Below are 13,484 nucleotides of genomic sequence, written 5' to 3'. Positions count from 1 at the left end.
CACAGAGTTGCCGCTGTTAAAATAGCGGCGGTAGTCACGGGATTGCGGGAAAGATCAAACTCTCTGATTTGACCTAGGCTTTAGCATGAAACATACGGGGCGCCTGTGGTATCTTTGGCGCAATAACGACTTACTTTACAGTTAGGCACGACACTTTATTTATGCAAACTAATGCACATAACATCGCTCAGATTATCGCTCAAGAACTGAATGTTCGTGAGCAACAAGTTGCCGCAACCATCACTCTGCTTGACGATGGTGCGACAGTTCCCTTCGTTGCCCGCTACCGTAAAGAAGCAACGGGCGGTTTAGACGATACACAACTGCGTACCTTGTACACGCGTTTAGGTTACCTGCGTGAGCTGAACGACAGACGCCAAGTGATCCTGTCTAGCATCCAAGCTCAGGGTAAGTTAACGCCAGAATTACAATGGGCGATTGACGAGGCAGACAGTAAGACACGCCTCGAAGATTTATACCTGCCCTTCAAACCTAAGCGTCGTACTAAGGGCCAAATCGCTATCGAGGCTGGGCTTGAGCCATTAGCCGAGGCCTTACTGGCTGATCGTAGCGTAGATGTCGAGACCACCGCGGCAGGCTATATCAATAGCGAAGCGGGTTTTGCAGATGTTAAAGCTGTGCTCGAGGGCGCGCGTTATATCCTGATGGAGCGCTACGCCGAAGATGCTGAATTACTGCGTAAAGTGCGTGAGCATTTAAGCCAAAACAGTGTGTTAGAAAGCCGTTTAATTGCTGGCAAAGAGAAAGACGGCGCGAAGTTCCGCGATTATTTTGAGCATACAGAACAGTTAGCTAAGATCCCATCACACCGTGCACTGGCTATGCTGCGTGGGCGTAATGAAGGTTTCTTAACCTTATCTATGAATGCCGATCCAGCCGCTGAAGCGGGCCAAGGTAGTTACTGCGAAGTGATTATCTGTGATCATTTAGGGCTGAAATTAGGCGATAGCAGCGTTGATCAATGGTTGAAAACCGTGGTGACGGCGACATGGCGTATTAAGATTGCCCTGCAGATGGAAACTGAGTTTATTTCGCAAATGCGCGAACGCGCTGAAGCCGAAGCGATTAAAGTTTTCGCCCGTAATCTAGGTGATTTATTGATGGCCGCTCCTGCGGGCGCGAAAGCCACCATGGGACTCGATCCTGGTTTACGTACCGGTGTTAAAGTCGCTGTGGTCGATAACACAGGTAAGTTGTTGTGCCATGCGACTATTTTCCCACACGCACCGCAAAATCTGTGGGAAAAGTCGATCCGTACTTTGGCTAACTTAGTCAAAATGCATAAGGTTGAGCTGATTGCGATTGGTAACGGCACTGCATCAAGGGAAACTGACAAACTGGCTGCTGAGCTGATTGCCGAAGTGAAAGATACCCATCCACATTTGACCAAAGTGATGGTCAGTGAGGCGGGTGCGTCTGTGTATTCTGCATCGGAATTGGCGGCGTTGGAGTTTCCTGATCTTGATGTGTCGATTCGTGGCGCTGTGTCTATCGCCCGCCGCTTGCAAGATCCATTAGCCGAGTTGGTGAAGATTGAGCCTAAGTCTATCGGTGTCGGTCAATATCAACACGATGTGAGTCAAAGCCAATTATCGGGTTCGCTGGAAGCCGTGGTGGAAGATTGTGTAAACGGCGTGGGTGTAGATCTCAACATGGCCTCAGTGCCGTTATTGTCACAAGTGGCTGGTTTAAATAAGACGTTAGCGAAAAACGTGGTCGATTATCGCGATGCCAATGGTCAGTTTAAGAATCGTAAAGAGCTGCTGAAAGTACCGCGTTTAGGGCCTAAAGCCTACGAGCAAGCAGCGGGCTTTTTGCGTATTCGAGAAGGGGACAATCCACTCGATGCCTCGTCTGTGCATCCTGAGGCTTATTCGCTAGTGGAAACTATCGCTAAAACTAAGCAAGTAGAGTTGGCGAGCCTGATGGGTAACTCAGATTTACTGCGCAGCATCAAGGCTGAAGAGTTTATTACGGCGGAATTTGGCTTGCCGACGGTGACAGATATTTTAGCCGAACTGGATAAGCCTGGACGCGATCCCCGCGGTGAGTTTAAAACCGCCAAGTTTAAAGATGGTGTTGAAGAACTTAAACATCTGAAACCTGAAATGGTACTCGAAGGCGTAGTGACCAACGTGACTAATTTTGGTGCCTTCGTTGATATTGGCGTACATCAAGATGGACTCGTGCATATCTCTTCTCTAACCGACAAGTTCATCAGCGACCCGCACACTGTGGTGAAAGCGGGAGATGTGGTGAAAGTCAAAGTGATGGAAGTTGACGTTGAGCGCCGCCGCATCGGTTTGAGCATGCGTTTGGATGAAGCTATCGACCAAAGCAAGCCGCAGCAAAGACCGCACAATCCTGCCAGAACTAATCATGGTAAAACACCGCAGTCAGCGAAACCGGCTGCGCGTCCTGCGCAAAAGCAAGCACCTAAAGCGCCAGCAAACGCGGCCATGGGCAATGCCTTTGCTGATGCCTTCGCTAAGCTGAAAAAGTAGACGCTGTAATGTTAATACTCGGACATACGTCATGTCCGAGTCGACTTTTTAACCTGTTACTCACAAAATTGTTGCATAAATGTCGTCTTAGGGAATATAAAGTCGGCATTTAATGCAACGTTAAGCAAAATCGGTTGTCATAGCACAGCTTATTCACCGATTTTTCAAATTGACACTCCAAAGCAGAGTGGCTCTTTTTACACGTTTTGGGGTAACACATGCAATCTGGTTTATCACCTCGCGGGCGAAACAATGCCCATGGGCCTTTTCGCGCCATCTTTATCTTTTCGTTATTAGTGCTTTTCATTGCCACCGGGAGCCGTATCGCTTTAGGGCTGTGGCAAGCCGATCGCGTGGCCGCTGTGGATGGTTGGTCGCATCTCTTAATTCAAGGTTTACGCGTCGATATCGCTACCCTGTGCTGGTTATGGGGTATTGCTGCCTTAGGAACCGCATTATTTTCAGGTGATCATTTTATTGGCCGTCTGTGGCAGCCGATTTTACGGGTGTGGTTAACCGTCGGTCTGTGGATAATGCTGTTTTTAGAAGCATCGACCCCCGCTTTTATTGAAGAATACGGTTTTCGTCCGAATCGTTTGTATGTGGAATATCTGATCTACCCGAAAGAAGTGCTTTCTATGCTGTGGGCGGGTCGTAAGCTTGAGCTTATTTTCTCAATATTATTAACCATAGGTACACTCTGGGGCGGTTGGGTTCTCAGCGGTAAACTGACGAAAAACCTGCGCTTTCCACGCTGGTATTGGCGTCCAGTATTAGCGTTAATCGTTATCGCAATTACGATATTAGGTGCCCGTTCAACCTTGGGTCATCGTCCGCTTAACCCCGCTCTGGTGGCCTTTGCTGACGATCCATTGGTGAACTCTTTAGTGATTAACTCTGCTTATTCCTTGGTGTTTGCCATCAAGCAGATGGATAGTGAAGAAGATGCTTCTAAAGTGTATGGCAAGCTAGATAACGCGGAGGTTATTGCAACGATTAGGCAGGAAAGTGGTCGCCCTGAAAGTGCCTTTACTTCAACGGATATCCCATCACTGAGCTTTAACCAAGCCAGTTATACTGGTAAGCCAAAGAACTTAGTGATCCTACTGCAAGAGAGCTTAGGCGCCCGTTTTGTCGGCAGTTTAGGTGGGTTACCCCTGACACCGAATATCGATGCCTTGTCTAAAGAAGGTTGGTATTTCGATAACTTGTACGCTACTGGTACACGATCTGTACGCGGAATCGAAGCCGTGACAACAGGTTTTACGCCAACGCCAGCTCGCGCTGTGGTGAAGCTAGGTAAGAGCCAAGTTGGCTTTTTCAGTATTGCTGAATTACTTAAAAATCATGGATATACCACGCAGTTTATTTATGGTGGTGAGAGCCATTTCGACAATATGCGTAGCTTCTTCTTGGGCAACGGCTTTAGTGACATTATAGATCAGAAAGATTACAAATCTCCGGCCTTCGTGGGTTCGTGGGGCGCGTCAGACGAAGATTTAATGCGCAAGGCCAACAGTGAGTTTGAGCGTCTGCATAGTGAAGGTAAGCCTTTCTTTAGTTTGGTGTTTAGTTCGAGTAACCATGATCCATTTGAATTCCCAGATGATCGTATCGAACTTTATGAACAACCTAAGCAAACTCGCAATAATGCGGCGAAATATGCCGACTATGCGGTTGGTGAGTTTTTCAAATTGGCGAAAAACGCAGACTATTGGAAAGACACGATTTTTATCGTGGTTGCCGACCATGACAGTCGAGTGGGTGGCGCGGATCTGGTGCCAGTGTCACGTTTTCGTATTCCGGGATTAATTCTTGGGGATAATGTTGCACCAAAACGCGATCATCGTATTGTGAGCCAGATTGATTTACCGCCAACACTGTTATCATTGATTGGTATTTCAGACTCTTATCCTATGCTGGGCCGAGATTTGACCCAAGTCAGCGATGATTGGCCTGGACGCGCGTTAATGCAATACGATAAAAACTTTGCCCTGATGGAAGGTAAAGATGTAGTGATCCTGCAGCCAGAAAAAGCGGCTCAAGGTTTCGAATACAATGAAAAAACTGAGCAGTTAACGCCTTATGCGCCAGCCGCTGCAGCGCTAGAGAAGAAAGCCTTAAGTTGGGCATTGTGGGGCAGTTTGGCCTACCAGCAAGAGCTGTATCGTTTGCCTAAATAAGCGTTAAACAGAATGGAAAATGCCGCTATTTTTAGCGGCATTTTTGTTTATCATTCAGGTTAATTTTGTGCGCAAACGGATTCATACGATTGGAATAGGTTAAATCCACGTCGACATAATAGATTCTTGCTCTGGCTGAGTCTGTTGTTGATAGAACTGACTAATGCGTTGCCCAAGTTGTTGATAAAATTGACTCGATTCGCCTTGAAGCGATTGCCTTGCCGTACTGCTGGTATTCGCTTTGGCGTTACTGCTGGCATAATTTGCCGCACCTTGACTGACCTTTAAGCGTATATCCTTACGTTGCAGCGCCGCTTGGCCTCTTGCAGCAATTTTTAGCGTTTTAGGTAAAACACGCTCGGCCACTACAAGGGGCGCTTTTTTCTCTTGCTGTTGTTGGTTCTGTTGCTGTGAGGATTGCTGTTGCTGCTGTTTTTCTTGAACTTGTTGCTGATTATGCTCGAGCGTTTTCGCCTGTTGTTGAGCTTGATCCGCAGTGCGTTCATTCTGTGGATTAAAGGCGCGTTCTTCGTGACCTTTAGTTGCAGCTTGTGGTGGGATGACCACAGGTTTCAGTTGGTTGTCGACCCGAGCCGAGTCCGTCGCGACATTACTGGTCGCTAGCGGGACTTGGGGGTAGTTACTGACAACTAACATGGGAAATTCCTTGGCACATTAATGGTTAAATACTAGTCATTAATCGCTCAAAGATAAAGCGTTAACGTGTCTGTAACGTTAACCAAGGCATAAATACCTGCAAAAACTCCTGCTGATGGGAAATAAAGGGCGCGTGAGAGGCTTTGGCGAGCATCACATCCTCACTTTGAGCTGTGATGGGCATTTTAGGTGGTACGCGTTTGGGTACTAGCCCGTCGAGTCGGCCCCAGATCCTTAGCCAAGGTTGTTGCAACTCTATCAGTTGCTGCCTTAAGTCGACGTCGGTCAGCATATTTAGGCCTTGAGTTAAGGCTCTGGCATTGGGTAAAGGGCGTGCGAGGACAAGATCGCGCAGTTGTTTGATGTCTTCTTTGGCGGTTTCGCTACCCATGGCTTGAATCGCCAGAAATCTCTCTATAGTTTTAGGTAAATTTTGGCCGAGTTGTTCTCTAAATTGATTGAGGACTTGTGGCGGAATGCCCGGCCATGCTTCGTCCTCCCTTGCCATAAAGCAAGGGGATGAGGCAATAGTAATCAAGCCTTTGATTTTTTGTGGATAACTTAACGCTGCCTGAGTCGCAACGAGCCCACCGAGTGACCAGCCGGCCCAAATAGCGTGTTCAGGCAATGCAGCGACCAAGGTATCTACCCAGGTTGATAGGCCACCTTCAACCATTTGGCTATGGCCAAAGCCCGGCAAGTCTACATAGTGCACCCTATACTGAGACAGTGACTCATGTAATGGCGTAAACACAGCGCTATTCACTCCCCAACCGTGAAGCATCACCAGATCTGGCCCTTGGCCGCTGATTTCAATATGCAAATTTGCTTGGTTTGTGGATGTCACTTGGCTCACTTGAGTGCCTCAAAAATGGATTAGGTGAATGTATGCCGTACTTTGTCAAAAGGATTTGGTCGCAATCTGCTTTGCGGGTAATGCGTTTAGGCTATCAACTCGGTACAAGGTGGTTGGCGGGCAGTTTACCTAACCGTTGCCTGCTGTGCCACCAATCCATATCACTTCCCGAGACTGGCATTTGCGCCGTTTGTCTTCAATCTGGCTTATATCATGGGCCTATTTGCTTAGGTTGCGGTAAGTCGATGCAAATAGAAGTCGATTATTGCGGTGAATGCCAAAAGCGTCAGCCACGTAAAGTCATTGCGCCTTGTAGTTATCATCAAGGTTTGGGTGCTTGGGTTGGTGCGATTAAATATCAAGGTCAACTTGCCGCTTTGCCCGTGCTGTGTCGCGCCTTAGTGGCACGACTTAAGGTATTAGAACAGCAAGGATTAATCTCGCTGCCTCAAGCGATAGTGCCAGTTCCATTGCATCCAAAACGTTTGCAACAACGGGGATTTAATCAGGCGTGGTTAATTGCCCATGACTTATCGCAGCTCTTGCAACTGCCATTAGTGAGCGAAGGGTTAACGCGTCAACAAGACACTCGACCGCAGGCGGGGCTTTCGGGGGCGCAGCGACGACGCAACTTACATGATGCCTTTATGTTAGCGGATGATTTTGCGTTCCAGCGTATTGCATTGGTGGATGATGTGGTCACCACTGGCACTACAGTCTCTGAAATTGCTCGCTTATTCGAAGCGCGTTATGTGCATGTTCAAGTATGGTGTTTGGCAAGGGCTGAGGCGCCAGGCTTGTTGGATGATATTTAAAAAGGTTAAAAGCATTGCTCCATTATATCTTTGTGTATGTCAAAATTATGTCAAAAATACTGCGTAAACATGAATAAGTTTTAATTTTGCGACAAGATGTAAGTATCTGTATCAATGGGTTTTGTTTATTTTTTGTATTGAGATACCTTCCTATATTATTTCGTTTGGAGGGTATTTATGGACGCTAAACTGGCGCGATCAAATGCAGATACGGCATCAACGCTGAAGGACGTTATTCAGGCGATAAACTACTCTTTAAAGCTACATGGTTTTTGTGGTTTCTGGTTTCAAGGAGTTCCACATTGTGCGTATGAAAATTATCACTTTCCAAAAGATACCAATCTGTTCTCTCCTACGGCACTAAGAAAACCTATCGCCAGCATAGCTTCTTCCCATGTCATAGCTGAATTACAGCATTTTTATTTAAATCAGATAGCCTCCCATGATTTCAATTTTGGTTTTTCATTGGATACTTCAAAATCTTATATGTATAGATTCACGAGTGAAAAAAATGATAAGACCAGCTTACTGTTTAGTAAGCATAATATTCAAAGTGTTTTGAGCTGGCCCATCTCATGCCACTCTAATCGTCATTGGGCAGGCCGGTTTATACTACTTAGCCATCTTAGTGCTTCGGAGGTGGTATTAGAGGGATTGGCAGACACTTTAAAGGAAGCTCAAAACAAGCTTTTTGAATGTAATAAACAATTGTTCAATCCATTTCTACAAAGCTCTCTGCTTAAAGATAATGCGAGAGATATCCTACTTATGGTCGCAAACGGTCTTCAAAACGACGAAATTTCAACTCAGCTCCCGATAAGTGTCAGAGGAGTTGAATATCATATGGAATCCATGCGTAAGAAATTTGGGGCTACAAATAGAGCAAATTTAATCCATTTAGCCCATCAATATGAGTTGATTTAAAAATGTTGATATTACTGGTTGAAGATAATCGACTTCTTTCTAACAACATCATTCAATATCTTGAATTGAGTGGTATAGAGTGTGATTACGCTTTCAACTTGGCACAAGCGGATATGCTCATTAGTCAGCAGCAGTTCGACGCTATTATTCTCGATCTAAATTTGCCGGATGGTGATGGGATTGAAGCGTGTGAACGCTGGAAAGCACAGTGCATTACTTCACCAGTAATCATGTTAACTGCACGTAGTAGTCTGAATGATCGCTTGAGTGGGTTTGCTGTGGGCGCGGACGATTATTTAGTAAAACCATTTGCAATGGAGGAACTGGTCGCGCGATTGAAGGTGGTTGCTCAGCGTCGTCCCGCGCCCCAAAGGTTGACTATTGGCGACCTAGAAATCGATTTTGCAAACCACATGGTGTATCGGCAAGGGCAACAGCTGGCTTTGTCTAAAACCGGATGGCAGATCCTGGCTTTATTAGCTAGGCGTAGTCCAGAAACGGTGAGTAGAGAAGAGATTGAGCGAATGCTTTGGCCCGACAGTACACCTGATAGTGATAGCTTGCGCAGCCATATTCATCTTTTACGTCGAGTGATCGATCGCCCCTTTGAACGGCAAATATTACATACGATTCGTGGCGTTGGTTTAAGCCTTAGAGATGATATCAATGCAAGCGCCTAAACTTAGCCTCAAGCGTAGCTATCAAGTGTGGGGAGTTATTTTTCTATTAATAACCTTAGGCGTGAATAGTTTTATCCCGCTTTGCATGATGTGTGCAGGTATGATTTCTATGCATGAGGTCACAATGCACAATGCAGGGCAAGCGGCCGAAGCATTACTGAAGATGGCGGAGCCAACTCAGCAATCATTACTTCATCAACCACTTCTAAAAACCGATAACTTAACTGTCTATCCTCATTGGCTAGATATTCCGCTGCAAATTCGTGAGTTAAGTCACAATGAAGTCTTAACTGATGCGAGCAAAATTCTCTATGAGCATGCAGAAGGCCCCATTGTTAACGCGTTAAGTGTGTACTACACCCAAACTGGCCAGCCGCTATACGTTTGGCTGCAGTTTAGTGTTACCCATGATTTGCAATTCGCCCCTAAAAATATGACGGCGATCTTGCTGCTTGTCTTGATAACCTTTTGTGCCAGTGCAAGTTTAGCGTTTTATATGCAAAGTAAAGTGATTACGCCTGTTCATCAAATTAGTCATGCGATTAAACAACATGATTGGGAAGGAGGAGGAAAACTGAGTTTACCAGAACAAGAATATGCTGAATTAAAGGCAATTGTTGATGCTTTAGATAACTCGATTTTACAACTTCAGGAGGCTCAGCAGCGAGAACTCAATTTTTTACGTTTTGCTAGTCATGAGTTACGTACGCCAGTCGCCATATGCCAATCTTCATTCGAAATCCTCGCATTACAACAAGGTGAGCTTAAGGGGGCAACCCTGTATGCTTCCCAAGCGACCAATCAAATGAAGTCACTCATTGAAACCCTACTATGGTTAACTAATAAAGAGTGTTCAAACCTAGAAAAGGAAAACGTAGCATTATCGCCTTTACTTGCCAGTATTATCGAGGAGCAGCAACGGGTACATGGTTATGAGCAAAAAATTCAATTATTGTGTGATGATACTTGCTTGCCAGTTCAGCTTCATCCGCTAAAAATAATCTTAAGCAATTTATTAAGGAATAGTATTGAGCATGGTGGGATGGATATTAGCATTACTCAAGATGCTTGTTGTATAGCAATAACCAATTCCTACAATAGTAAGGGCCGCCATGGATTTGGTTTAGGGCTTTTACTGGTGAAACGTCTCGCGAATCAACTGGGTTGGACTTTTACTAGCTCATCTGCAAATAATGTATTTGTCGCTAGATTGGAAATATCTAACAGTTAAGTAATAGGAGCTGTAAATTTACTGCATTAAACCACACACTTTTAAAATGCAAAAGCGCCGTTGGGCTTAGATCACATAGTCATCATGCTATTCGTAGTAACTTTATTATATAAAGTTTACTGGTCGATAAGTATTTTAAAATACTTCCTAGAATACATGGTTGAGAGGGGCTCTATGTGTAAAAAAAGTGTGGCATCTATTTTAGTCAGTGCAATTATTTTTAGTGGTTCAGTATATGCTGATGTGAATAAAACGAGCGTGGATTTAGGTTATAAGTTTTATACCAGTGACGCAAAAAATGATAACCCAGGTGTTTTTAATCAACCTTTTGTAAAGTTGAATCATTTAGGAATTGCTGATTGGGGTACTTACTTTGCTAATCTTAAGCTCGAAAACCCTGCTGAAATCGCGGAAAATCAGAAGAACCTTGATGGTAAAACTACCATTAAGTCATTATTGATACTTGAAAATAAGCTGGGAGAGTCGCAGTTCAACTTCTGGACTCAGAACTTTATCTCTGCGAGTGAAACGCTAGTTGAAGATAATCTTTACTTAGGTATTACCCATAATGCAAAAATTCAAAATTTATCACTAAACTATGGTGTCGGTTTAAATTATACCATTGGTAGCTTTTCCCCCACATCAGAGAAGTTTAATGGTCTGTCAGGTTATGCCGTGGTTTTAAATGCAAAGTACCCATTTGAGTTGCTAGGGTTAAAACATAGTTTAAGTTTGAATTATGAAGCACAAATTGATAGGGATGCAGCGCATCAAGCATTATTTTCATATGACAGCTATGGCCATCAGATAATTACAACATTACAAACAAGTCTCACGGATTCAATATTTTCAAAGTTATATTTCACTCATTATGATAGCTGGGGTTCGCAATATAATGATGGGGTTGAATACGGTATATCTGTTGGTTATCAGTTTTAACAGTTTATCAAATAGGTTGAAATTTTGATAAGTAGAATCTCATTTAATTTGGTGCTGTTCTAAATTTTATCAAAAATAATAAGGGAATTGTAATGCATTATAAAAAATCCATTATTGGTATTGCTGCAACGGCAACAGCAATTATTGTCGGCTGTCAAGTTACCCATCAAATAGTAAAAAGCCAGGGAACCGCTCAAGGCAAGCATGGCGAAGTGCAGGTCGAAACCACATTCAAAGACGGACACATTGTGGCGATTGATGTACTAAAGCAAAAGGAAAATAAGGTCCTTGCTGGTGCCGTATTTAAAGATGTTAAACAGGCGATTATTGATAATAACTCTATCGAGGTTGACGGTATTGCAGGCGCAACCGTAACGTCTAAAGCGCTTAAAGAAGCCGTGGGTAAAAGTATTGAAGCCGCAGGTGTTACGTTAGTTGCTGTCGCTTCAGCTAAAAAAAATGAAGCATTAACACCAGCAGAATATACCTATGATGTGGTGATTATTGGCTCGGGTGGTGCAGGTTTCAGTGCTGGTTTAGAGGCTATGACTGCGGGACGAAGTGCAGTGATTATTGAAAAGATGCCTATTATCGGCGGTAATTCTTTGATTTCTGGCGCTGAGATGAATGTGGCCGGTAGTTGGGTGCAAAAAAATATGGGGGTGACCGATAGCAAAGAGCTGTTTATTAGCGACACGCTAAAAGGCGGCGATTTCAAAGGTGACCCTGAAATGGTTAAGACCATGGTCGATAATGCGGTTGATGCTGCTGAGTGGTTAAGGGATTACGTCAAAGTAGAATTTTACCCAGATCAATTATTTCAGTTTGGTGGACACAGCGTGAAACGTGCGCTAATCCCTAAAGGTCATACCGGAGCAGAGGTGATCAGCAAGTTTTCTATTAAAGCTGAAGAAGTAGGCTTACCAATTCATACCAATACTAAGGCTGAAAAGTTAATTCAAGATCAAACGGGCCGAATTGTGGGTGTAGAAGCGATTCATAATGGCAAAACGGTAACCTACTATGCAAAACGCGGTGTTGTGATTGCCACGGGTGGCTTCTCGTCTAACATGGAAATGCGTAAAAAATATAACCCAGAGTTAGATGAACGTTATGGCAGCACTGGTCATTCAGGTGGTACTGGTGACGGTATTGTGATGGCAGAAAAAATACATGCAGTAGCTAAAAATATGGGATATATCCAGTCATATCCTATTTGTAGCCCAACCTCGGGCGCGATTGCCTTGATTGCAGACTCTCGCTTCTTTGGTGCGGTGTTAATCAACCAGAATGGTGAGCGCTTTGTTGAGGAATTGGAACGCCGAGATGTGATTTCACAGGCCATTCTAGCCCAACCAGGCCGTTATACTTATGTGCTCTGGAACCAAGCTATTGAAGATGTTGCCCATACTGTTGAAATGCATCAAGGTGAACTGAAGGAATTCACAAAAGACGGGCTAATGTATAAGGTCGACACCCTAGAAGAAGCCGCTAAAGTCTTTAATATTCCTGAAGACAAGTTGTTATCAACGATTAAAGACGTTAATCGTTATGCCGCAACAGGAAAGGATGAAGCCTTTAATCATCGCTCAGGATTAGTCGATTTAAGTAAAGGACCTTATTGGATTTTAAAAGCGACACCTTCTGTGCACCATACTATGGGTGGACTAGCGGTTGATACACGTACTCGTGTACTTGATGAACAAGGAAAGGTGATTCCGGGCTTGTTTGCTGCGGGTGAAGTGACTGGTTTAACCCATGGAACCAATCGACTCGGTGGAAATGCTTACACTGATATCATTGTCTTTGGTCGTATCGCGGGACAAGAAGCGGCTAAATAGTTTGTATTTTATGTCTGGCTTAAAGCGACCCAATTGGGTCGCTTTTGTTTGTAAATGATGCAGTTCACTCGCGTACAACACATTCGTTTAAAGCTTGTTTATGATGAATAAATCGTGATCGCTATGGCAAAAATCCATAAACTTGCTATCCAAAGGACTACAAAGCGAAGGTGAGTCGGAGTATCATACGGCTAATTCTTACTAAAACACTCAGGTATCCCCTGACGGAGCAGGTTTTCATGATTACCATTTCCGATGCGGCTCAAGCCCATTTTGTTAAGTTGTTAGCAGATCAACCTGAAGGCACTCATATTCGCGTATTTGTGATCAGTCCTGGTACCTCGCAAGCCGAGTGTGGTGTGTCTTATTGTCCACCGGATGCAGTGGAAAGTGATGATATTGAAATCGAGTTCACTGGCTTCAATGCTATGGTCGATGAGAAGAGTGCACCTTTCCTTGAAGATGCCACTATCGATTTTGTGACTGACCAATTAGGTTCACAACTCACGCTCAAAGCACCTAACGCAAAAATGCGTAAAGTGTCTGGTGATGCACCTTTAGTCGAGCGTATCGAATACGTGATCCAATCTGAAATTAACCCTCAGTTAGCTGGCCATGGTGGTAATATCATGCTGGTTGAAATTACCAAAGAAGGCGTAGCCGTACTGCAGTTCGGCGGTGGATGTAATGGTTGTTCTCAAGTTGATATCACCCTGAAGGATGGTATCGAAAAACAATTGTTAGACATGTTCCCAAGTGAGTTGACTGGCGTACGTGACGTGACAGATCACCAACACGGTGAACATTCTTACGCTTAATCTTGTTTGTTAAGC

11 protein-coding genes are annotated in these 13,484 nt (G+C 44.4%); 9 read left to right on the top strand and 2 right to left on the bottom strand.

Features of this window, described 5'->3' with window-relative positions; all coding sequences use genetic code 11:
* The first annotated feature begins 161 nt into the window (after nt 1–161).
* Both L5L91_RS18345 and L5L91_RS18340 read left to right on the top strand, forming a co-directional pair.
* Complete coding sequence (locus tag L5L91_RS18345) at nt 162–2,525, top strand: Tex family protein (protein WP_263237383.1); 2,364 nt, start codon at nt 162–164, stop codon at nt 2,523–2,525.
* Between the two features lie 218 nt (nt 2,526–2,743).
* Nucleotides 2,744–4,708, top strand: a complete 1,965-nt coding sequence (locus L5L91_RS18340) for an LTA synthase family protein (RefSeq protein ID WP_263237382.1) — start codon at nt 2,744–2,746, stop codon at nt 4,706–4,708.
* A gap of 99 nt (nt 4,709–4,807) precedes the next feature.
* Here L5L91_RS18340 and L5L91_RS18335 read toward each other — a convergent pair whose 3' ends face one another.
* Nucleotides 4,808–5,365, bottom strand: coding sequence for a hypothetical protein (locus tag L5L91_RS18335; protein WP_173248241.1), 558 nt, complete (start codon nt 5,363–5,365; stop codon nt 4,808–4,810).
* A 61-nt stretch (nt 5,366–5,426) separates the two neighbouring features.
* Complete coding sequence (gene bioH / locus L5L91_RS18330) at nt 5,427–6,221, bottom strand: pimeloyl-ACP methyl ester esterase BioH (RefSeq protein ID WP_212599493.1); 795 nt, start codon at nt 6,219–6,221, stop codon at nt 5,427–5,429.
* A gap of 32 nt (nt 6,222–6,253) precedes the next feature.
* Between bioH and L5L91_RS18325 the strand changes: the two genes are divergently transcribed.
* From L5L91_RS18325 to nfuA, 7 genes are all read left to right on the top strand, one after another.
* Nucleotides 6,254–7,036: a ComF family protein gene (locus L5L91_RS18325; RefSeq protein WP_263162434.1), complete on the top strand. Its 783-nt coding sequence runs from the start codon at nt 6,254–6,256 to the stop codon at nt 7,034–7,036.
* 177 nt (nt 7,037–7,213) lie between these two features.
* Nucleotides 7,214–7,960 (top strand): helix-turn-helix transcriptional regulator, encoded by a 747-nt coding sequence (locus L5L91_RS18320; protein WP_263162431.1) that lies wholly within the window; start codon nt 7,214–7,216, stop codon nt 7,958–7,960.
* Nucleotides 7,961–7,962: 2 nt separating this feature from the next.
* Nucleotides 7,963–8,640, top strand: a complete 678-nt coding sequence (locus L5L91_RS18315) for a response regulator transcription factor (protein WP_219251885.1) — start codon at nt 7,963–7,965, stop codon at nt 8,638–8,640.
* Nucleotides 8,627–9,871, top strand: a complete 1,245-nt coding sequence (locus tag L5L91_RS18310) for a sensor histidine kinase (protein ID WP_263237380.1) — start codon at nt 8,627–8,629, stop codon at nt 9,869–9,871. Before L5L91_RS18315 ends, L5L91_RS18310 begins: the two co-directional genes overlap by 14 nt.
* 174 nt (nt 9,872–10,045) lie before the next feature.
* On the top strand, nt 10,046–10,810 hold the full coding sequence (locus L5L91_RS18305) for an outer membrane protein OmpK (RefSeq protein ID WP_263237378.1): 765 nt from the start codon (nt 10,046–10,048) through the stop codon (nt 10,808–10,810).
* A 92-nt stretch (nt 10,811–10,902) separates the two neighbouring features.
* Complete coding sequence (gene urdA / locus L5L91_RS18300) at nt 10,903–12,651, top strand: urocanate reductase (protein ID WP_168827204.1); 1,749 nt, start codon at nt 10,903–10,905, stop codon at nt 12,649–12,651.
* 239 nt (nt 12,652–12,890) lie between these two features.
* Entirely contained in the window at nt 12,891–13,469 is a 579-nt protein-coding gene (gene nfuA, locus L5L91_RS18295) for a Fe-S biogenesis protein NfuA (RefSeq protein WP_168827206.1), read from the top strand.
* Nucleotides 13,470–13,484 lie beyond the last annotated feature (15 nt).

It is taken from the genome of Shewanella sp. SM55 (assembly GCF_025654025.1).
Lineage (GTDB): Bacteria > Pseudomonadota > Gammaproteobacteria > Enterobacterales > Shewanellaceae > Shewanella > Shewanella oncorhynchi.
This window is presented reverse-complemented; position numbering and strand designations above follow the sequence as displayed.

What these genes read in the sequence shown, in the direction of transcription:
- urdA (WP_168827204.1), top strand. Translation starts at nt 10,903, where the DNA reads ATGCATTATAAAAAATCCATTATTGGTATTGCTGCAACGGCAACAGCA.
- nfuA (WP_168827206.1), top strand. Translation starts at nt 12,891, where the DNA reads ATGATTACCATTTCCGATGCGGCTCAAGCCCATTTTGTTAAGTTGTTA.
- L5L91_RS18345 (WP_263237383.1), top strand. Translation starts at nt 162, where the DNA reads ATGCAAACTAATGCACATAACATCGCTCAGATTATCGCTCAAGAACTG.
- L5L91_RS18325 (WP_263162434.1), top strand. Translation starts at nt 6,254, where the DNA reads ATGCCGTACTTTGTCAAAAGGATTTGGTCGCAATCTGCTTTGCGGGTA.
- L5L91_RS18335 (WP_173248241.1), bottom strand. Translation starts at nt 5,365, where the DNA reads ATGTTAGTTGTCAGTAACTACCCCCAAGTCCCGCTAGCGACCAGTAAT.
- L5L91_RS18340 (WP_263237382.1), top strand. Translation starts at nt 2,744, where the DNA reads ATGCAATCTGGTTTATCACCTCGCGGGCGAAACAATGCCCATGGGCCT.
- L5L91_RS18315 (WP_219251885.1), top strand. Translation starts at nt 7,963, where the DNA reads ATGTTGATATTACTGGTTGAAGATAATCGACTTCTTTCTAACAACATC.
- L5L91_RS18320 (WP_263162431.1), top strand. Translation starts at nt 7,214, where the DNA reads ATGGACGCTAAACTGGCGCGATCAAATGCAGATACGGCATCAACGCTG.
- L5L91_RS18305 (WP_263237378.1), top strand. Translation starts at nt 10,046, where the DNA reads ATGTGTAAAAAAAGTGTGGCATCTATTTTAGTCAGTGCAATTATTTTT.
- L5L91_RS18310 (WP_263237380.1), top strand. Translation starts at nt 8,627, where the DNA reads ATGCAAGCGCCTAAACTTAGCCTCAAGCGTAGCTATCAAGTGTGGGGA.